Source organism: Microcoleus sp. K4-B3 (genome assembly GCF_036704615.1).
Classification (GTDB): Bacteria; Cyanobacteriota; Cyanobacteriia; order Cyanobacteriales; family Microcoleaceae; genus Microcoleus.
In genome coordinates, this window is record NZ_JAUBSF010000065.1 from 12,760 (window position 1) to 34,364 (window position 21,605).

Genomic DNA, 21,605 nt, shown 5'->3' on the forward strand with positions numbered 1-21,605 from the left:
TAAGTGTAGCAGATTCACTGATGACATCGAGCCAAAAATCTATCAGGATAAATCTATTAGCTCTATCCTATTACAACTTATAAATCAGCGGTGCGCGCAAGAATTGTCAGTTTTTTTCAATTGTATCCAGAGCATCTTGCTTTGAGATGCAGTAGTTTCCCTAGTAGTTCGCGGACAAGGATTTGTGATTTCTTTGCAGGTAGCCGGTACTGGGACAGACTGCCAAGTCAAACCAGCATGATTCGCAAACCTTTGCAAATCCACGAAAACCGTAAATTGCTGCAACACAAATTCAGTGTTCTCAGTCAGATTTGCCGGATGATGGCAACGGATGCTTTGCAGGCGATCGGACACGGCTCAAAGTCCCGCCACCTCACAAAAGCCATTCGTAGTGAGGCAAAGCCGTGAGTTATCAAAAGAAAAATTTTACTCTTTTAATAGCAAACGATGACGAGGACACGCGCTTTTTGGTGAAGGAAGCACTTCGAGAAGTTCGCTTAGCAATTAAGAGCGAATTTGTGGAAAATGGAGAACAAGTGCTAGACTACTTGTACCGTCGCGGTCAATATGTTGGTAGCAGCAATTGGCACCAGGCAGACCTGATACTTTTGGATCTGAATATGCCGAGGCTTGACGGGCTAGAAACACTAAATTCGATTAGATCTGACCCCCATTTGCAACAAATTCCGGTTGTAATCCTCACAACTTCGCACCGCAGGGGAGATATCTTGCTTTGCTATCGCTTGGGGGCAAATTCTTTCATATCCAAACCAGTCACTTTTGAAGGATTGCTTGAAGTAATGAAGACTTTATGTAAGTATTGGTTTGAAATCGTTTCACTCCCGCCGGATATGTAAGCTTTAATTGAGGGCTAAATCGATAGTTTGAGTGTAGAGTAAATGTAATAAACCGACATATTAGCCCGATCGCAAGTATCGCTATCAAAACTCACAAGTTTCCTTAGACCCGCTCCGAACGCTATAGTTGTGTTAACACGTAACAAATGTCTGAAAATTTTGTTGGTTGAGGATGACCTCGCAGCTCCGACCATGATCGAAGACCTTTTAGGGTCATTCAGCCAGTCTCTATTTCTTCTCCAAACGGTTAAGTCTCTGGAGATAGGAGTCGGGTGTCTGGAACTAGAAAAGTTTGACGCCGTACTATTAGATTTGTCAGTGTCAGACTGCTTGGGAGGATGCGAGGCGATCGCAGTTTTGAAAGCGCGATGGCCCACAGTGCCAATTGTGGTGGTGACAGATATCAACGATGAAAATACGGCGCTGTCGGTATTGCGGTGGGGCGCTCAAGATTGTTTGGTAAAGGGAAAATTTCACAGAGAAATGCTGGTGCGGGCAATCCATTACGCGATCGAACGCCAGAAAATCGAAGAACAATTGCGGCAGCAGGCTCTCCGAGAGCGGCTGTTGGGCAAAATGATCGAACATATTCGATCCTCAATAGACGCGGCAAGCATTCTCCAAAGTACCGTCGCAGAAGTGCGCCAATTTCTCAACACAGACCGCGTTTTAATTTATCGTTGCCAGGATTGGTCGTCTCAACTCGACGGGGAAGAGGAAAAAGGTGCGATCGTCGCAGGTGACGGTTTGCCATTCGGTTATATTGAAAACCAAAATATTAGTGCTGCTTTGGCGGTGTCATGCTTTGTTTTGGTCGAATCCCAGTCTGTACAAGCAATAGCAGATGTCAGCGCTGCCGACTTGGCTGGCAGTTGCAAAGAATTGCTGACAGATTGTGAAATGACAGCAGTTGTCAGCGTTCCAATTTGGCAATCTGGCGACTGGGAAACGGTAAACAAAACACAAGAAAGCACTGCTTTGGAAGCCGAAAAAAATCAAGATGCAGCCGAAAATTATATCTGCCTGCCGGCGAGCGGCAAACCGCAGGCGAAGGGTTCAAGTGCGGCGGTTTCGATTGCAGAAAATGGCAATAGTTTGTGGGGAATGCTGACAGCATACAATTGCAGCGGTGTCAGGGAATGGCAGCAGTGGGAAATAGATTTTTTACAGCACTTGGCAAATCAAATGGCGATCGCGATCGAACAATCTCAACTTTACCGCCAGCTAGCAATAGCAAATCAAAAATTGCAGCAACTGGCAACTACTGACGGACTGACTGGCATTGCCAATCGTCGCCAGTTCGATCGCGTTTTGAGATTAGAGTGGCGCAGATTGACAAGAGAGGAACTGCCGCTGTCTTTAATTATGTTTGACCTCGATTTTTTTAAACTTTACAACGAATTTTATGGGCACCTCGGCGGGGACGATTGTTTGCACCAAGTTGCCGGGGCGATCGCCAGGGCCACCAACCGGGCTGGGGATTTGGTCGCCCGCTACGGTGGCGAAGAATTTGCCGTAGTGCTGCCCAACACTAGCGCCGAAGAGGCAAACATTGTCGCCCGGAAAATTTGCGACGGCATCGCCAGCTTGAAACTGCCCCACGCGCGATCGCCGATCGGCCCCTACGTTACCCTCAGTTGCGGCAGTGCTACGGCGATTCCTTCTGCCCAGGAATCTCCCGACACCCTAATTCGCAGCGCTGACAGCGCCCTTTATCAAGCCAAAACCGAAGGCAAAAATCGCATTTGTCACGCCAGAAATAACTGGGAATCTTCCCCGATTTTTATGTAAAAGTTGAAGGTAATTGCTAATTAGTAATTGGTAATTGGTAATTAGTAATATCGTGTTTAATTTTTCCCTCACAACTCACAACTCATAACTTATATCGTTGACCTGTGCATCGGAATAAGAATTTTCCGAGTGCGGTGCAAGCGGGACGCGATCTAGTGAGCCGGAGCGAGCGGAATGCTCGCTTGCAGATTATAATTCCAATGTTACCGTGTTTGATATTACTCATTACTGCTGCCCAATTTTCAATTACCAATTCCTAATTTATTCCCCCTTTCTTCGATCTCGTACCAGTTAAATTCGGCCGCACTGGAATTTCAATCAAAAACTCCGCTCCCTCTCCTAGTGCCGAAATACAGCTCAATCGGCCGCCGTGCCGATCGACTATAATCGAGTGAGAAATCGACAGTCCCAAACCCGTTCCCTTGCCCACTGGTTTAGTCGTGAAAAACGGGTCAAACAGCCTCGATCGCACCGAGTCCGGTATCCCCAGCCCGTTGTCGGCAATAGATACCGCTACGAAGCCCTCAGCAGCCTGATAACTGCGAATAGCGATCGTGCTGGGATGTCGATCGCACTCCTCGATCGGACGCTGCTTGTCCCGTTCTTCCAAAGCATCGATCGCATTAATCAAAATATTCATAAATACCTGATTCAACTCGCCGGGAAAACATTCAATTTGCGGCAATAGTTGGTAATTTTTAACTATCTGAATCCCCGGATGGCTGCTGTGAGATTTTAACCGATTTTGCAAAATCATTAAAGTGCTATCAATTCCCTCGTGAATGTTGACCGACTTCCCAGCGGACTCGTCCAAGCGGGAAAAGTTGCGCAAGGATTTTACGATCTCGACAATTCGCTCTGTTCCTACTTGCATCGAATTAAACAATTTCGAGGAATCCTCAGCAATATAATCCAAGTCTATTTCATCAATTTTATCCAAGACTTGGGCTGGAGGATTAGGACAGTAATTCTGGTAAACTTTAATCAATTCCAGCAAATCTAAAGTGTAATTACGAGCCGGACTGAGATTACCGTGAATAAAGCTAACGGGGTTATTAATTTCGTGAGCAACACCAGCAACTAACTGACCCAAACTCACCATTTTTTCATTTTGAACGAGCTGAGCTTGAGTGGTTCTGAGTTTCTTAATAGCTGCTTCTAACTCTAGCGCTTTTGAACGTTCTCGCGCTTCCGACTCCTGCAAAGCTGACTCGGCTTGTTTGCGATCGGCAATTTCAATTTGTGCTTGCTCAAACAGCATCGATTGCTGGATCGCGATCGCCAACTGCACGCTAATTTGTTTGAGACACTCGACCTCAATTTCCAGCCAGCGGCGGCGGCCCGCGCACTCGTGGGCAATCAATAACCCCCACAACTTCTCGCCTTGCAAAATCGGCACTACCAAATTAGCTCGCACCTGAAATTGACTTAATAAATTAATGTAGCACTCGGAAAGACCAGCTTTGTAAATATCATCCACAGCTACAGCGCGACCGTGTTCGTAAGCAGAAGCATAGCTGTCTTCCAAGCAGGAATCTTTAATAGTTATTCCCTGAATCGACTGCCAATTTTGGCCTACCGACTCGACAGTTATAAAACCGCTCCAATCGGGATTAAAGCGATAAATAACTGTCCTGTCTGTTTGCAAAAAATGCCGTACTTCAGCAACAGTTTTTGTCAAAATTTCTTCTAAATTGAGAGAAGAGCGAATGCGTTCCAGCATCCCTACTACCAAGCGTTCTCGCTTTAATTGCTGGCGCAAGATAGCTTCGGCAAGTTTGCGAGGACTAATATCTTCAATAACACCAATTAAGTAGCTCGGTTTCCCCAACCCATCTCGCACTAAAGATACACTCACATTAGTCCAAACAAATGAACTGTCTTTGCGAACAAAGCGTTTTTCAATTGAATAATTCAAGCTGTCTCCAGCTAATAGTCTGTCGCGGGACTCGACATCGGCTGCTACATCTTCCGGGTGAGAAATATCCCCAACATTTCGCGCTTTCAATTCCAATTCTGAGTATCCGACAATATTGCAAAAGCCTTGATTGGCATTCAAAAATTGACCGTCTGGCCACACTTTAACAATGCCGATCGCCGCTTGTTCAAATACAGCTCGAAATCGCTGTTCACTTTCTTGCAAAGCAATTTCTGCTTTTTTGCGATCGGTAATGTCCATTGCCGTGCCAAACAGCCGCACCACCTGACCAAACTCATTTTTAACAGCTTGTCCTTTACCATTAACGTGCCTGATTTCTCCAGATGGAAAATAGATGCGGTGGTCGATGTCGTAAGCTGTCCCTTCAGTCACTGCCTTTTGCACAACTTGTGTAAACCTTTCTTTGTCATCGAGATGAATTTGCTCTAAAAGTTCTTCCATTGTCGGCGGCCGATGCAATTCTCGACCGTAAACTCGAAACAGTTCTTCCGACCAAGTAATAATTCCTGCCTCCATATCCAATTTCCAATTGCCGATGCGGGCTATTTTTTGCGCTTCTTGCAACTGGTCGGCAAGTTGTTGCAGAGATGCGATCAACTGCGTTTTTTCCGCTTCTGCTGCAACGCGGGCGCTGATATCTTTGTGAGTACCAGCCATCCGCAACGGCGCACCCCATTCGTCGTACTCTACTACCTTGCCCATCCCCATAATCCACTGCCAATCTCCGGTTTTGTTGAGCATCCGAAACTCAACTTCATATATCTCAGTGCTACCTTCCAAATAGGAATTTAAAGATTCCATTACCTTGCCTCGGTCTTCGGGATGCAGCAAACTTTCCCAAGCTTGGAAGTTATTTTCAACTTCTGTTTCTGCGTAACCGAGCATTGATTTCCAATGAAAATCGAAATAAGTTTCGCCAGTAGCTATATTCCAATCCCACAGCCCCAAAGAGCTGCCTGAAACCGCCAACTGCAATCGCTCTTGACTGAGTTTTAATGCCGATTCGGTGCGTTTTATTTCTGTGAGGTCGGCAATGATGGCTATCATTCCTATCGGTTGACTGGCGCTATCTTTAATGCAGTTAGCTCGCAAAAAAGTTTCTATAATATCGCCATTTTTACTCTTGATTTCAATTTCAGTTTCCCAGGAAAAACCTTTCCGCAGCACCCTAAATAACTTTCTCAAATCTTGAGATTTGGGGTACATTACTGCTGGGCCGCCGGCATTATTTAGTTCTTCAACTGTATAGCCGTAGCGCTGAATAAATGCTTGATTGTGATAAACGGAATAACCGTCCAAATCTGCGATCGCGATCGCATCACTAGCGCTGTCTACAGCTTGAGTTACCAGGCACAGAGTCAGGTCGGCTTGTTTGCGATCGGTAATGTCAAAAATCGCTCTGTCTATCCACACAACCAACCCTTCTAGATTGTAAGTTGGCCTACCTCTTTCCGACATCCACCGCACCGCGCCGTCAGCGCGAACAATCCGGTATTCTAGATTGTACGGCTGTTTCGACTCTACTGCTGCACTGACTTGTCGATCGACCATTTCCTTGTCTGCCTCATGGACGATGCTAGCAAAACTCAAGCGGTTGTTGCCAATAAAATCCCCAGCAGGATACCCACTAATTACCTCAATTTCATCGCTAATAAATACCATCGTCCACTCAGCATCGTACAAGCTGCGGCAGATAGCGCCGGGGATATTCTCAACGAGCGATCGAAATCTGGCTTCGCTCTCCCGCAAAGCTGCTTCTGCCTGTTTTAAATTAGTAATATCCAGCACCATGCCTTCCCAAACTATATCCCCTTCCTGCTCTATTTCAGTCAGACAATCAACTCGTTCCGGTCTCGACGAAACCCCTTGCATCCACTTAATTTTTCCCGACGGCACAATCGCGCGCCATTCCTGCTGCCAGGGCTGCATATTTGCCGCAGAAACAGCAATAGATTCTTCAAATCTTTGGCGGTCGTCTGGATGAATACAACTAAAAAGTAGTTGGGGATTCTGCTGAATTTTTTCTGGTGCCAATTCATATAAATTGCGGGTGCCAGAAGAAATGTAGGGAAAACTTTTTTTTTCGTCTGTTGAGAGGCGAAATTGATAAATTATTCCCGGCAAATTGGCAACAAGTTGCCGCAGTCTTGCTTCGCTTTCTTGCTGCGCTAATTGTTTGCGCCTCTCCTGAGTGATATCTCGAATTATCCCGACGAGAATTTTACTGCCGTCGGTATTTTCAAAGACAGTTTTTTTAGTAGACAGAATGTGCTTTGCACCGCTGGCGTCCGTAAATATTTCCTCGGTCTCGTTTTCTTTCCCCGTCCTAAAAACTTGTTGGTCAGTCTGCCAAAAAAATTCAGCTTCTTGTTTTGGGAAAAAGTCGTAATCCGAGTTGCCCAGCAGTTCCTCGCGTTGCTTGCCGATTAGCTTGCAAAAAGCATTATTTAACAGTATCCAGCGGTGCTGTTCGTCCTTGACAAAAATTGGGTCTGCAACTGCATCGATCGTATAATTCAAAAACTTTTTACTAGCTTCGAGTTCTGAGAGTGCTAAAATTTTATCCGTAATATCGTTGATAGTTCCTGTCGTCCCTTGCGCCGCGCCGTTCCACCCAAAAATCAAAAATTCTTGCACTTCCCCCCAGCGAATATCGCCATATTTGGTAAGATATCGAATTTGATAGCAACAGGATGTTTTGTGATTTTCGTTCAGGCCTGTAAACGAATTTAAATATTGGTATTGATCGTCAGAATGAATGTAACTCAAACAGGAGTTTCCTAAGCTTTCATCAACGGTAAATCCGGTAATTTCCGTCCAAGCCGGATTGAGAAAAGTCCAATTGCCAGCAGTATTTGTTTCAAAAACTACTTCTTTGATATTGTGAACAACCTGCTGGTATTTTTCTTGACTTTTATGCCATTCTGCTTGCCGTTTTTGGCGGGATATCGCGCACCTGAGCGTCCGCACCAGCAGGTGACTGTCTACTTGTCTTTTCACCAGATAATCTTGGGCGCCTGCGGCAATTAACTCGACAGCCAGTTCTTCCTCATCGGCGGCTGTCAGAATGACGATCGGAATATTTATACCGCAATCTTGCAGCCGGAAAAGAGTATTAAATTTTGGGCTATCAGGAAGTGAAAGGTCTAATAAAATTACATCAAAAATCTCGCAGCTTAAAATTTCTATAGCTTCCCGGAGACTAACTACATAGGCCAAATCAATTGATGGTGCCTGTGGGCGCTCAGACAGCAGTTCTTGAATGAGTTCTGCATCTTCTGCACAGTCTTCTACTAAAAGAACTTTCAAGCAAGCAGGCGTTAAAGTTGACTCAAAAACAGATGTCATTGGCTATTTTTTAGTAATAAATAAATCTCAGCAGGGGATGCAGTTACCTAGCTCATTAATTGGGGAACTTAAAGCGCAGGCTTGAGGGTGCGCGGGGTACTAGCAGACCCCCTGATTTATTTGTAGAATTGAGTTATCCGCTGCAAGTTGTCCGCCTCGCCCCAAACCGAGTACCCAACATAATTATACTCTTACCAATGTTGCGACTCCACTCTGTTTTAATTTACAACTTTAATTTACAACTTTAATTTACAACCTTTGGCAGGGGAATAGCAAGGGGCAAGGCAAAAGAGCGCGGAGAAATCAGGACTTGCATTCCTTCTTTATACCATTTTATTTTTTAGATTTTATATTTTAAATTGCGGTTTGAAGCTTGCCTAAAGTTACATTATTTTTGCAAACAGGTATTACTACGAACCTACGAGAATTAGCGTTAATTTACGGACACGCTGTGAGATAGTGTTCAGTTAATTGCCCGCAATTAGCACCTGTTTGTATTAAGCAATGCAAGTCCTCTATTTCTGGAGTAACCAAGACTTGCAGCCCTTAATATGAACCTAATTACGAACTTAATGACGGTTGTCTAACCGGACACAATTTTACTCATTTGAGTCAATTAAGTTTTCGGCGGTTTGGGCAGCACAACTGTAAACACGCTGCCTTGGCCGACATTGCTGCTAATAGCAATTTCACCGTTAAAAGGTTTTAAAAGTTCAATACAAGTATAAAGCCCGAGGCCAGTTCCTGTCGGTTCGCCTTCGGTTTTTTCCTCGCCTTTAGGTGGCTTGGATGTGTAAAAAGGGTCAAAAACTTTTGACAAATCTTCTGATGATATGCCACATCCCGTATCTGCAATATCCATGTATATGTTCGAGTCGTCTTGCCGAGTCACGATAGTTAGTTCCCTGCTTTTCTTTTCCCACATAGCATCCATTGCATTATTAATTAAATTATAAAATACTTGAGATATATAGGAATATATTAATGGAATGCTGGCAATTTCTTCGTCATAAAAATATTTTTTTCTAATCTTATTTTTAAAATACAGGTTGCCTTCCAGTAGCTGAACTTCTCGCTGCACTAAATCGTTGATATTCACAGAGTGCAAATCTTGCTTTTGCTCTTTTCTGCTTTTCATCATTAGAGTATCCATGATCTGATTGATTTTTGCGACAGCTTGAAAAATATACTTCGTATAATTAAACAGAGAGTCATCTTGAATTTTTGTGGCTTTTGTTTCAATCAAATCAACGCTAGTCTGGATCACTTGCAGCGGACTTTTGAGGTTGTGTACCATTCCCTGGGTCAAACGTCCGATGATCGCTGTTTTTTCCTGGTCGATTAATTGCTTGGTTTTTTGTTCGACAAGTCTTTCTAAGTTTTGATTGAGGTGGGCAAGTTCGAGGTTTTTTTCTTCGAGTTTTTTTTGCAAGCTGCGGATTGTCAAGTGAGTTTGAATGCGGCTCAACACTTCTTCGTGCTGGAAAGGCTTAGTGATGTAGTCAACGGCTCCTGTTTGAAAGCCTTTTACTTTATCAAGCGTATCGGAAAGGGCGCTCATAAATATAATGGGAATGTCTCGCGTTGACGGGTCTGCTTTCAAACGCAGGCAAGTTTCAAAACCATCAATTCCTGGCATCATGATATCCAAAAGAATTAAGTCTGGATGGATGTATTCAATTTGCTCGATCGCACTTTCGCCGTCGAGAGCCACTAATACTTTAAACCCGTAATTCCTTAACAACTCGAAAAGTACATCAAGATTTGTTTGGTTGTCATCTACAATTAGTATGATGCTTCTTTCGGAATTCTTATCGTTCATATTAAAGGGAAACATTTAAATTTTTGAGTTTAGAGTTTTGGGTTGTGAATTTAAATCAGATTCAAGGGATTTTATGCGGCTCTAGAAACCCGGTTGCTTCCTAGATGCTTCTATTTGGGATAACCCTTTTAGGAGCGGGCTGCGAGTGCGGGTCCCACAAGCAAATTAAGTTGTCACTTCGCGGGAGCCCAGAGTCCCTGATTGAGAATGGTACTCTGGGCGCGAGATTTAACTGATTTTGAGTTGTCTGTTAGCTACCGTCAATTTTAGGACAAATGTTCCTTCAAAAAATCTCGAATTTGCTTGAGCTGAAATCCTTTAGCAAGTTGGCGCAGGTGATGAACGAAAGGCACTAATGTCGGGTCAGAATGTTCGAGTTTAGCAGTTTCTTCCAGAATAGCTTCAATATCGCCCATTGCAGCCAATCTTAACAATGCCAAGACTGATTCTGAGGGAGGAGACACCATCGTTGAGTCAGCAGCAGCAATCTCAGATGATGCTGTGGGAGTTTGAGCTTTCCGCTTTTTGGTTTCTCCTGCTTCTTCGTAAACCCATTCTAGTCTCAAATGCAGGCGCAATAATTCTAAAAGCTCCTTAGTTTGAATCGGTTTGGTGAGAAAATTATCGCAACCTGCAAGTATGCTCTGTTTCCTGGTAGTCTCGTAAACGTTAGCGGACCAAGCAAGGATAACCACATCTTTTAATTCCGGCAACTGTCGCAGCCGCCTGGTAGCTTCCCAACCGTCCATTACGGGCATCAGCAAATCCATTAAAATTATATCCGGTAAAAATTCCTGTGCTTTGTGTATGCAGTCTTTGCCGTCTGTAGCTTCTGCAATTTCAAAGCCCAAACGAGAAAGCAGCCTCTGTAGCATGGCGCGATTTACTTCGTGATCGTCCACGACGAGCACTTTCCGCTGGCGGCCGCTAAAACCGACAAGCCGGCGTTTTTCTTGCGTGGAGGGGAGTTCAGAAGACTGGGCGAGTGCGGGCAAGTCTAGATCCAACCAAAATATGCTGCCTTTGCCGGAGGTACTTTGGACGCGAATTTGGCTACCCATCATTTTGACTAATTTTTGGCTGATGGAAAGTCCCAGTCCGGTACCTTCGACGAAATTGCTACGATCGCCCACTTGATGAAAAGGCAAAAATATTTCTTCTAATTTATTCTGCCCAATGCCAATCCCGGTATCTTCGATTTGAAAGCGGATTTTAGCGGTAGAGGCACGATCGCCCCTATTTGCTACTGTTATCACCTCGCACGCTTCTTTTGTTCCCAGCGGCGAGAGCGACATTTGCTGCGCGTCTAACTTTGCGGTCAAATTGATTGTTTGAGTGGCAACTTCCGCTGTTAAACTCGAATTTTCGCAGTTAATTTGAGGATAATTTTCGGCTGAAATTTCTGCATAACCGACTTTGAATGTAACGCCGCCGCTGTCCGTAAACTTAACGGCATTGCTGAGCAAATTAATCAAAACTTGACGCAACCTTTTTTCGTCAGCCAAAATGCCGTCTGGCAGATCCGAAACCTGCTCGTAATTAAAGGCAATTCCTTTTTGATCGGATCGCATCTGGAACAAATCAACAATACTTTTAACAAAGCTGGGAAAATGCACGTTCGCCGGTGACAGTTCCATTTTACGAGCTTCGATTTTCGAGAGGTCTAAAACATCATTAATCAGCATCAGCAGGTGGTTGCCGCACTGGTGAATGTTGTTGAGACTTTCTTGCTGCTCGGCGGTAAAATTTTTATCCAGTTTGAGCAGTTGAATGTATCCCAAAATCCCGTTCAAAGGCGTCCGCAACTCGTGGCTCATGTTGGCGAGAAAGTCGCTTTTAGCGCGGTTAGCCGATTCCGCGGCTTCTTTAGCTAATTGCAGGGCGGCTTCTGCAAGCTTGCGATCGGCAATTTCGGTTTGTGCTTGTTCAAATAGCGTCGATTGCTGAATGGCGATCGCCAACTGCACCCCCAATTGTTTCAGGCACTCTGCCTCCAATTGCTGCCAGGGACGCGGGCCTGTGCAGTGGTGGGCAATTAATAGCCCCCACAAGTTTTTGCCTTGCACAATTGGCACTACCATATTCGCTCTCACCTCGAGCCGAGTCAACAAACTCAAGTGGCACTCGGCCATGCCGGCCTTGTAAACATCTTCTGTGGCTGTAATTCTGCCGTTTTGGTAAAGAGTAACGTAGGCTTTCCCAAAACAGGGGTCATAAATTTTCATTCCTACAATTGGTCGGACATTTTCCGCAACAGACTCGACAGCAATAAACCCGCTCCAATCCGGATTGAATTGGTAAATAACAGTGCGGTCTACTTGCAAAAATTGCCGCACCTCTTCGACACTTTTGGTGAGAATTTCTTCTAAATTGAGAGAATATCTAATGCGTTCCAGCATAGCTACTGCCAACTGTTCACGCTTTAATCTCTGGTGCAAAATCATTTCAGATTCTTTGCGTTTTGTGATGTCTGTAATAACTCCCATTAAGCCAATTGAATGACCATTTATATCTTGAATGCTGTCGGCTCGCACCAAAGCAGTAACAGCTTCGCCGCTCTTAGTTTGCAGCGCAACTTCGCCAGACCAAGAGCGACCTTTGCGAAGGTTTTTATAGATTAGTTTGTAACTTTTAGGTCGGACATAAAGCACGGTGATATCGGCAAGATCGTTGAGTTCTTCCACTGTGTAGCCGTAACGCTGAATAAAGGCTTGATTGTGGTAAATAGACCGCCCTTTTAAGTCGGCGATCGCGATCGCGTCGCTGGTACTTTCGACGGCTTGAGTGACCCGCAGTAATGCTAATTCTGCTGCTTTGCGATCGCTGATATCCGTCATCGAACCCACCATCCGCAGGGGATTGCCGGCTTTGTCCCACACTGCTTGAGCGCGGGCGAGCACCCACTTATAGCTGCCGTCTTTGCACTGCAAGCGGTATTCGGCGGCGTAATTGGGGGTTTGGCGATCGAGATAATTTTGGATCGCTGCTTGCACTCGCGAGCGATCGTCTGGATGGATGCGATCCATCCATGCGCGGTTGCTGCTCTCGATTTCGCCGTCTGTGTAACCGATAATTTCTTGCCAGCGAGCCGATCGAAAAGCTTCATTTGTTTGAAGATTCAGATCCCAAATTCCGTCTTGATTGCCTTTGAGAACTAACTGCCAGCGTTCTTCACTTTTGCGCAATTCTTCTTCGGCTTGTTTGCGCTGAATATGAGCGCTCAACTGAGTCGCGACTGCCTTGACCAACTCTACTATACGCGGTTCCATAATCGAGCGATCGCGCTTGCAGAAGACTAAAACTGCCAGCACCTTTGAGCTAGCGCAAATTGGCACTCCGAAACAACTTTTTAATCCCAATGCTGTCGCCATTTGCGATCGGGCAAAAAGATAACTTTTGGCTACAGAAATATCTTCAATCCATTCTACTTTTCGGGTTGACCAAATCCGTCCGGGTACCCCCACTCCGGCGGCGAATCTAATTTTTTTACTTTCGCAGCCGAACCTATCTAAATCGCGATCGCTAGCGTACCAAGTTTCGCTGTGTTCCAAAAAAGTACCGTTAGCAGCCGGTATCCAGGCTTCCGCAAAATTCCAGCCGATCGCATTGCACAGCAACCGCAGGATATCTACGAGGGCGCTGTGAAAATCGACAGACTGACTAATTGCTTGAGTTGCTGCCAGCAACAGCTTGATTTCATCTTCTGCTTGCTTGCTTTCTGTAATATCAGTTCCCGTGCCGAGAATTTGTTTTAACTTGCCGTCTGCTGTTTTCGCAAATACAGTATCTCGGCTCACAATCCAGCGCCAAGAACCATCCTTGTGCCTGATTCGGTATTCAATTTCAAAGATATCCCCTTCCGTACCCGTTTCGACTTGCTGTAAATAATCAGGTATTTTGATTGAATCTTCCGGGTGCATTAAAGTTGACATCATCCACGGCCCGATTGCCTGAATCTCCTCTACTGTATAGCCGAGAATGTGGTATATAGAATCGTTTGCATAGATATTTTTTTGTTCTATTAAGTCGTAAACATACAACATATTAGGACTTGCCCCAGCAATTTGTTGAGTGAACCGCTGGCTTTCCCGCAGTGCTGCTTCTGTTTGTTTTCTGTGGGAAATATCACGAACAATGCAAATGGTTTCCCCGCCGGGCAGCATTGTCAGCGAGACATCTATAGGGACTTTCGATCGATCGCGGCGGCATCCTACTGCTTCGGTGCTGTAAAAACCTTTCTGTACTAAAGCCGGCATGACTTCTTGCTCGAACCTTTGCAGTTCTGCACCTTCGTAGAATATTTTCCAACTTTCACCTAAGATTTCTTCGAGAGAGTCGTAACCGTAGATTTTTAGTCGGGCTGCGTTGCAATAAATCACCTCTTCCCCCGCACTGATTATGGCGATACCTTCGGAAGCTTGGGCCATTGCTGCTGCTTGCCTGTGGACTAATGACTCGGAGCGTTTGCGTTGAGTGATGTCGCGGACTATCGCGATAATTTCGTCATCCGTGCAAAAGACAATTCTCGCTTCAAAATCGTAAAGTTCACCATTAACTGGCATTTGATATTCTACAACTTGAATCTCGCCGGTGTCGATCGTTAGTTGATTGCCGGACAAGATTTTTGCAGCAAAAGCAGCAGGCAATATGTCTTGTGCTTTTTGGCCGATTACTCTTATTTTCGGTAGGATATTCTCGAAATCTTTGGCAGGTTTGAAGTCTACAAAAGTGCCGTCTGCCCGACAGCGAAATATCATGTCCGGTATCGCATTTAAAAGAGCGCGGTTGGTGGCTTCGCTCTTGCGCAGTTCAGCTTCAGCTTGCTTGCTAAATGTAACGTCGCGAGCAACTGCATACATCAAACCTTCTTCTGCAAACGGCGATGCCGTCCACGACAGCCATTTATAAGTGCCATCTTGGCAAAGATAGCGGTTTTCTAAGTTAATAATCGGGTTGCCATTTTTAAGTTTTTCTAATTCAACTATAGTTATTTCTCGGTCTTCTAGATGCACGAACTCTATAAAAGGTTGGGCTAGCATTTCATCGCTGCTGTAACCTAATACATTTGACCAAGCCGGGTTTAAGCGTTTGAAATAGCCGTCCAAACCTGCAATACAAAGTAAATCCAGCGAGATATTAAAAAATCGATCGCGGTCTTGCTGGGTGTGTTTTAATTCCGTAACATCCATCACCAAACCGTCCCAAACGATATCACCGTTGGCTTGCTTTTCTGGCTTCGAGGCACCTTGCAGCCACTTCACTTTGCCCTGGATAATTTGCCGCCACTGGTGCTGCCAAGGTTGCAGAGTCGTTGCTGAAATTTTTATCGATTTTTCAAAGCCTGTGAGGTCATCTGGATGAATTGTTTCATAAGCAAAATTTTTCTTTTTTTCTATATCTTTCGCTTCTAATTGGTACAGGTTCTTACTGCCCGAAGAAACGTAAGTAAAATACTTTCTACCCCCCGGCTCTAGCCGAAATTGATAAATCATTCCCGGCACGTTGGCTGCCATTTTTTGAAATCTAGCTTCGCTCTCTTTCAAAGCTAATTGTTGGCGTTTGTACTCTGTGACATCTCGAATGGTGCCGACTAACATTTTACTGCTGTCAGTTGCTTTAAATACACTTTTTTTAATCGAAATAATGCGTTTTTTTCCCGCGCGGTCTGTGAATTTTTCTTCCGTTTCTTCAGCGATGCCAGTTCTGAATACCTCTTCGTCTTTTTGCCAAAATCTTTGGGCTTTTGCTGGTGACAAAAATTCGTATCCCGACTTACCGATCAGTTCTTGTCGCCTTTTTCCCATCAAGTCACAAAAAGCGTCGTTTAATACGACCCACCTGTGCTGCTCGTCTTTGACAAAAATCGGGTCGGGAGTAGCATTAATCGTGTGATTTAAAAAATCTTCAGATGCTTTTAATTTAGCTTCGTAATGGTAGCGATCGCTCACATCCAAGATTACTTTAATCATCCGGTCGATGGAGCCGTCCCGGCCGCGAATACAGCGCAGGGAAACTCTAGTATAAACTGTTGTTCCGTCTTTTCTGCGCCACCTTTTGTCTAAAACATAGCCTTCGCTGTCCCCTGCAAAAATTTTATTTAACTGCTCTAAACTAGCCTGCCAGTCTTCAGGAAAACCCCACCGCTCCCAATTTTCGTGCAAAAAATCTTGGCGATCGTATCCCAGCAAGTCGCACAAAGCATCGTTCACTTCCAAACACCGGCATTTTTCTGGTTCTGAGGGGGAAAGTGAAGGAGCAAGAATGGCAATCCCGACGAGAGAATTCTCGACTACCGAGCGATATTTTTCTTCGCTTTTTCGCAAAGCTTCTTGGTTGTGCTGCCGCTCGACAGCGTAGCGGAGCGCTCGAATTAACACTTCGCTGTCGATGTTTCGCTTGACTAGATAATCCTGAGCTCCGGCTTGGATTGACTGTATGGCAAGTTTTTCATCGTTGCGTGCCGTCAGTACAACAATCGGAGTATTTAGGCTGTATTCTTGTATTTTGACAATTGTACTTAAGTCTTGGCTGTCGGGGAGCGAAAGGTCTAGTAAAATCACATCAAAATGTTCGCCGATCAAAAGTTGCTGCGCTTTGCTGAGACGATCGGTACAGCTTACTGACAGCCTTTGGCGATCGGCTCGGCTAACATTTGTTTCTAATAATAATTCTTCGATCAGATCGGCTTCGGCTTGATTGTCTTCGACTAGAAGAACTTTAAAGCCGTTTCGCTGTGCGGCTGGGCTCAAAACTGGTATCATATACCTTGTGCTTTGTCATAAGGCAGTCGAGCTAACTATTATAGCATATAAATAATTGCATCGCCAAAAATCCCGCCGCTCCAAGTGAAAAACTCCCTGGTTCAAGAATTACAATCCACTCTATGCGACTGTGTTTTTGCTCTAAGTAGGTCAACGCAATCAGAGGGAAAATTTTAACGGTTTTTAGAAGCTCGGTTTCAGGAGGAAACTAAGCTGCTTGGTGTTGTGTTTTGTGGGCGATCGCCCCTGTCAGCCGATTTTAGATTTTAAATTTTAGATTTACTCCACAGATGAATCGGGGAGCTTGAACAAGGGTCTAAAATTTTGGCCGGCTCACGACTCCTGTCGTTCACAAGTATCGGTTTTTGGGCGGGTCAGCCGATCGCGCGATCGAAACTCACCCTTTGTTGCCCTTCGATTCCGCTACCAATACAATTCGAGCGCTATCCCCGCACCAATGCGCGCTCAACGCCAAAAAAGCGGTGGGAACTATTTTCGATATTCACATTTTTACCAGTTATTTTATGATAGCTTACTTAAACTCCTTAGTGCCATTCCTTTACTTTTTGCAATCAAATAAATTTTCTCCACAGCTCTTGCTATTTACCCAAAAAGTGATACTCTTGAAATAGAGGGGATCAAAAAGTCTGCTGGAGACAGCCTCGGAAAAAATTAGATATTTTTCGCAACAAAACTACGTTTTAAAAATTGACAGTGAATTGACAGTGAATTGTTTACTGTCTTGGTATCTAATTGAGCGGAAGTTGAGAGGAAAAAAGCAATGCTCGACAAATTAGCAATTCAACAAAAACCCGTTTTGATTCCGAAAGAAAAAGCCTTAGTATTGTGGTTTGATGAAGTCGGCATCGCCGACATCCCATTAGTAGGCGGGAAAAATGCTTCTTTGGGCGAAATGATTCAACAGTTAACCGCCCAAGGAGTCAGAGTTCCCAACGGATTTGCAACAACAGCACACGCTTACCGCTACTTCATCGAGTCGGCGGGTTTAGAAGCTAAATTGCGCGAAATTTTTGCCGATTTAGACGTAGAAGATCTGCAGAACCTGCGACAAAAAGGCAAGCAAGCGCGGGCACTGATTCTCGACACGCCGTTTCCGCGAGAATTGCAAGCTGCGATCGCGGATGCTTACGAGAAATTGTGCGATCGCTACGGCGACAGTACCGACGTAGCAGTGCGTTCCTCCGCCACCGCCGAAGACTTACCAGACGCCAGTTTCGCCGGACAGCAAGAAACCTACCTCAACGTCCAAGCTTGCGCTGGCGTCCTCGAATGCTGTCACAAATGCTTCGCTTCCATATTCACCGATCGCGCGATTTCCTACCGCCAACAGCGGGGTTTCGACCACTTTGAAGTCGCCTTATCTGTCGGCGTGCAAAAAATGGTGCGATCGGACTTAGCATCCTCCGGCGTCATGTTCAGCATCGACACCGAAACCGGATTCAAAAACGCCGTATTAGTCACCGCCGCCTACGGATTAGGCGAAAACGTCGTCCAAGGCGCCGTCAACCCCGACGAATACTTCGTCTTTAAACCAACATTAAAACAAGGTTTTCGCCCGATTTTAGACAAACGCCTCGGCAGCAAAACACTCAAAATGGTGTACGATATCGGCGGTTCTAAATACACCAAAAACGTATCGGTGATAGCAGCCGAAAAAAATAAATTTGCCATACAAGACGATGAAATTCTGCAACTAGCAGAGTGGGCCGTAGTCATAGAAGAACACTACTCCCAAGTGCGCGGGACTTATACCCCGATGGACATTGAGTGGGCAAAAGACGGCAATACGGGCGAATTGTTTATCGTCCAAGCGCGACCCGAAACAGTACAATCTCAAAAGTCTGCTAAAGTTTTGCGAAACTACAAATTGCAAGGTACCAGTGCAGTTTTAGCAAAAGGACGCGCCGTTGGGGAATCAATCGGACAAGGCAAAGCCCGCGTGATTTTAGATGTTCACAGAATCGCTGAATTTCAATCAGGAGAAGTTCTTGTCACCAACAAAACAGACCCGGATTGGGAACCGATTATGAAAAAAGCAAGTGCGATCGTCACCAATTCCGGCGGCCGCACTTGTCACGCCGCGATCATCGCCCGAGAAATGGGGATTCCCGCCATTGTCGGCACCGGCGACGCCACCCAAATCTTGAAAAACCATCAAGAAATCACTGTTTCTTGTTCGGAAGGAGACGAAGGCAAAGTTTATGCCGGTTTGCTTCCTTTTGAAATTCAAGAAACTGCGATCGAGAATTTACCCCGCACCCGCACTCAAATTTTAATGAATGTCGGGAATCCAGAAGAAGCCTTTGGTTTATCAGCAATTCCTTGCGACGGCGTAGGCTTGGCGCGGCTGGAATTTATCATTGCCAATCACATTAAAGCACACCCGCTGGCACTGATTCACTTTGACGAATTGGCAGATGAATCAGTCAAGGAAGAAATTGCAGAACTGACAGCACTTTACCAACACAAACCCGATTTCTTCACCGACAAACTAGCCCACGGCATTGCCACCATTGCTGCCGCATTTTATCCCAACCCAGTCATCGTGCGGATGAGCGATTTCAAGAGCAACGAATATGCTAATCTTTTGGGAGGGCGACAGTTTGAGCCCAAAGAAGAAAACCCGATGATCGGGTGGCGCGGCGCCTCTCGCTATTACGACCCTAATTACCGCGAAGCTTACGCTTTGGAATGCAAAGCATTGAAGCGAGTTCGCGACGAAATGGGCTTGACAAATGTGATTCCGATGATTCCATTTTGTCGCACCCCGGAGGAAGGTCGAAAAGTGTTGGCCGAGATGGCAAAACACGGTTTAGTCAAGGGCGAAAACGGCTTGCAAGTTTATGTGATGTGCGAATTGCCGAGCAATGTCATATTTGCTGACGAATTCGCGCAAGTTTTTGACGGATTCTCGATCGGCTCTAACGATTTAACTCAGCTAACATTAGGATTAGACCGGGATTCTGCTTTAGTCGCGCACATCTTTGACGAACGGAATGAAGCTGTCAAGCGAATGGTAGAAATTGCCATTAAAGCGGCGAAGAAGTACGGCCGCAAGATTGGGATTTGCGGTCAGGCGCCCAGCGATTATCCTGAGTTTGCTCGATTCTTGGTTGAGTTAGGAATTGATTCGATTAGTTTGAATCCAGATTCGGTTTTAAAGACTTTGTTGGATGTTGCTAAGGTGGAAGGTGCGGGTTCGTTGATGGATTTAGCGGGGGATGTTGCTAAAGTTTAACGGTTTTGGTTTTTGAGAGAAACCGAGTTTCTCAAACAATAGCTGCGCCCTTTTCTGGTTTGGTTGTTTTTGAACTCGACCCGGTTTTTCATCTCTAGTCCTGTCAAATAACCGATCTCGCGTTTGTAGTGATGAATCCCAGCCCTCGGATTTTTATGAGGACTTGCATTCGTCACTACAAACCTATTTTATTGCGGTAATTGACCGGACATAATATCACACCATACCTGGGCTTCTGGCTTTGTTGGGCCCTGGCGATGCGCTTTACGAAGAAAGCGGCGCCAACAGCGATCGCCCTCCTCACCCGCCAGCAAACGGTTAACACACGGGCGGCCTAGTTTGAGACTTGGCCGGGAACTTTTGTGATTTAAAACCGTCTTTTCGCGAAGGATTTTCTGTTGCCGATCGCCTAAATTCAAACAAATATTCTCCACATAAGCTCTGAAAAAGTGCTAACTGCTCTCCTGATTATTTTCATAGGTTTAGTTCCGTCGCTGGTGTCTTTGTGGGTGATGCGCTCTGCCGAAACCCAAGCCCGCGATAGAATTGCAGCGGCTAGGCTTGCGGTAGCAAATAGACCCATGCGAACTCAACTAGCAATTGCCGATCGCACTTACATAGAAGGTCTCGGTTATCCGATCGGCGATATCACTTGCGAGTATAACGCCCGCTCTAATTACATTCGCTGCGCTGTCAATCCTTCTGGGCCCTGTCAAGACTGTCGGTACTACCAATCCAGAACTCTTGACGTTCGCGGTGAAAAGATATAGCTTGTATGGGGGCTTGTATGTACGCACATTTGCGGATGTAGTAATCAATGAGTTAATATGTACTTACGTGTCAGGATTATTGTTGGAGCTTGTTTTGGACGACCCGCGCCCAAAGTCAGCAATTAAAACCTAATCGAGCAGTATTGCTGGGTTACAGTTGCCATAACTGGCGGATTGCGATCGGTGTTTTTCTAGTTGAGGACTTACGATCGGAAACCAGGCTTAGACCATAAACTTTGGTTGGGCGACGAGAAATCTAGAAATAAATTGGGTTTCAAGTCTCTTGGGCGTAACTCCCGCAGTTAAGAAAATTAGCGAACAAAAATCGCAAGTAGCTGATGGGCAAATTTCCAAGCCAGTTTCTCCAAAACATCATGAAAAATTCTGCACGAACGATTGTCCCGAGCATTTACTTTAAACAGAAATCCGCTCGAAGACTCGCTTGTTGACAGTTTGAGAAGTTAGTTGTGGGCGGCACTAATCTGTTTTTGCGATCGCAGCGAAACAGTCTCAAACCAGGATTGCTATTTCCAGACTGCAAGTCATGAATTTTTAAGACGCCTCGTCGATACAGGGTATGCCAATTTCAATTGAATCTCATATGTTGCACCATTCTCGCTTAACAGGATTTCCGGCCTGTTCCACAAAAAGTGTATTTTCTTGTGGAGTGGGCAGGAGAACCCGCCCATAGAAGGGTTATTGAGAATGGTACAAGATCTCAGTTGAATGACACTTCGGGCACGGCCGGCATAATTATGTCACGGCTATAACTCCCTAATTAATGTCTAGTTGCTATTGTCCACAGGGTCTGCGCACCAAAACCAAAAAAACCGACTTTTTTACCGGGAGCAAGGGCTGCACGAAGTCTTTTCGTCCCTCAAACCCGTTTATGCGTCCAGAAATAGTGAAAATTCTCTGCAAATAAAGTGCATTAGACGATCTACAGAAAACCTCATCAAGTAAATTTTTGAGAACTCCTGTTATTATCTACTGCGCGATGTAAGAGATCTGCGTGTAACAGATACACTCGCTAACAGAAAAGAAAGTCGCAGGCAAAA

8 protein-coding genes are annotated in these 21,605 nt (G+C 45.2%); 5 read left to right on the forward strand and 3 right to left on the reverse strand.

Translation table 11 applies throughout. The annotated features are described in order from the left end of the window. The first annotated feature begins 237 nt into the window (after positions 1–237). The 3 genes from QUA78_RS22985 (at position 238) to QUA78_RS22995 (ending at position 2,648) form a co-directional block, all read left to right on the forward strand. Positions 238–408 (forward strand): hypothetical protein, encoded by a 171-nt coding sequence (locus tag QUA78_RS22985; protein ID WP_333301961.1) that lies wholly within the window; start codon positions 238–240, stop codon positions 406–408. Beyond that, positions 405–857: a response regulator gene (locus QUA78_RS22990; RefSeq protein ID WP_333301960.1), complete on the forward strand. Its 453-nt coding sequence runs from the start codon at positions 405–407 to the stop codon at positions 855–857. The genes QUA78_RS22985 and QUA78_RS22990 overlap by 4 nt, the downstream gene beginning before the upstream one ends. Before the next feature lie 192 nt (positions 858–1,049). Next, positions 1,050–2,648, forward strand: a complete 1,599-nt coding sequence (locus tag QUA78_RS22995; protein WP_333301959.1) for a diguanylate cyclase domain-containing protein — start codon at positions 1,050–1,052, stop codon at positions 2,646–2,648. 256 nt (positions 2,649–2,904) lie between these two features. Here the strand turns inward: QUA78_RS22995 and QUA78_RS23000 are convergent, their stop codons facing one another. The 3 genes from QUA78_RS23000 to QUA78_RS23010 all read right to left on the reverse strand — a co-directional run bounded on the left by QUA78_RS23000 (position 2,905) and on the right by QUA78_RS23010 (position 16,518). Beyond that, entirely contained in the window at positions 2,905–7,935 is a 5,031-nt protein-coding gene (locus QUA78_RS23000; RefSeq protein ID WP_333301958.1) for a PAS domain S-box protein, read from the reverse strand. Between the two features lie 616 nt (positions 7,936–8,551). Next, the gene (locus tag QUA78_RS23005) at positions 8,552–9,757 is read right to left on the reverse strand and encodes a hybrid sensor histidine kinase/response regulator (RefSeq protein WP_333301957.1); all 1,206 of its coding nucleotides are present in this window, start codon (positions 9,755–9,757) and stop codon (positions 8,552–8,554) included. A gap of 266 nt (positions 9,758–10,023) precedes the next feature. Next, positions 10,024–16,518 carry a PAS domain S-box protein gene (locus tag QUA78_RS23010; RefSeq protein ID WP_333301956.1) on the reverse strand — a complete coding sequence of 2,165 codons (6,495 nt, stop codon included), beginning with the start codon at positions 16,516–16,518 and terminating at the stop codon, positions 10,024–10,026. Between the two features lie 781 nt (positions 16,519–17,299). Here QUA78_RS23010 and ppsA point away from each other — a divergent pair. Both ppsA and QUA78_RS23020 read left to right on the forward strand, forming a co-directional pair. Further along, complete coding sequence (ppsA, locus tag QUA78_RS23015) at positions 17,300–19,777, forward strand: phosphoenolpyruvate synthase (RefSeq protein ID WP_333301955.1); 2,478 nt, start codon at positions 17,300–17,302, stop codon at positions 19,775–19,777. A gap of 449 nt (positions 19,778–20,226) precedes the next feature. Beyond that, positions 20,227–20,547: a DUF6464 family protein gene (locus QUA78_RS23020; protein ID WP_333301954.1), complete on the forward strand. Its 321-nt coding sequence runs from the start codon at positions 20,227–20,229 to the stop codon at positions 20,545–20,547. Positions 20,548–21,605: the final 1,058 nt, after the last annotated feature.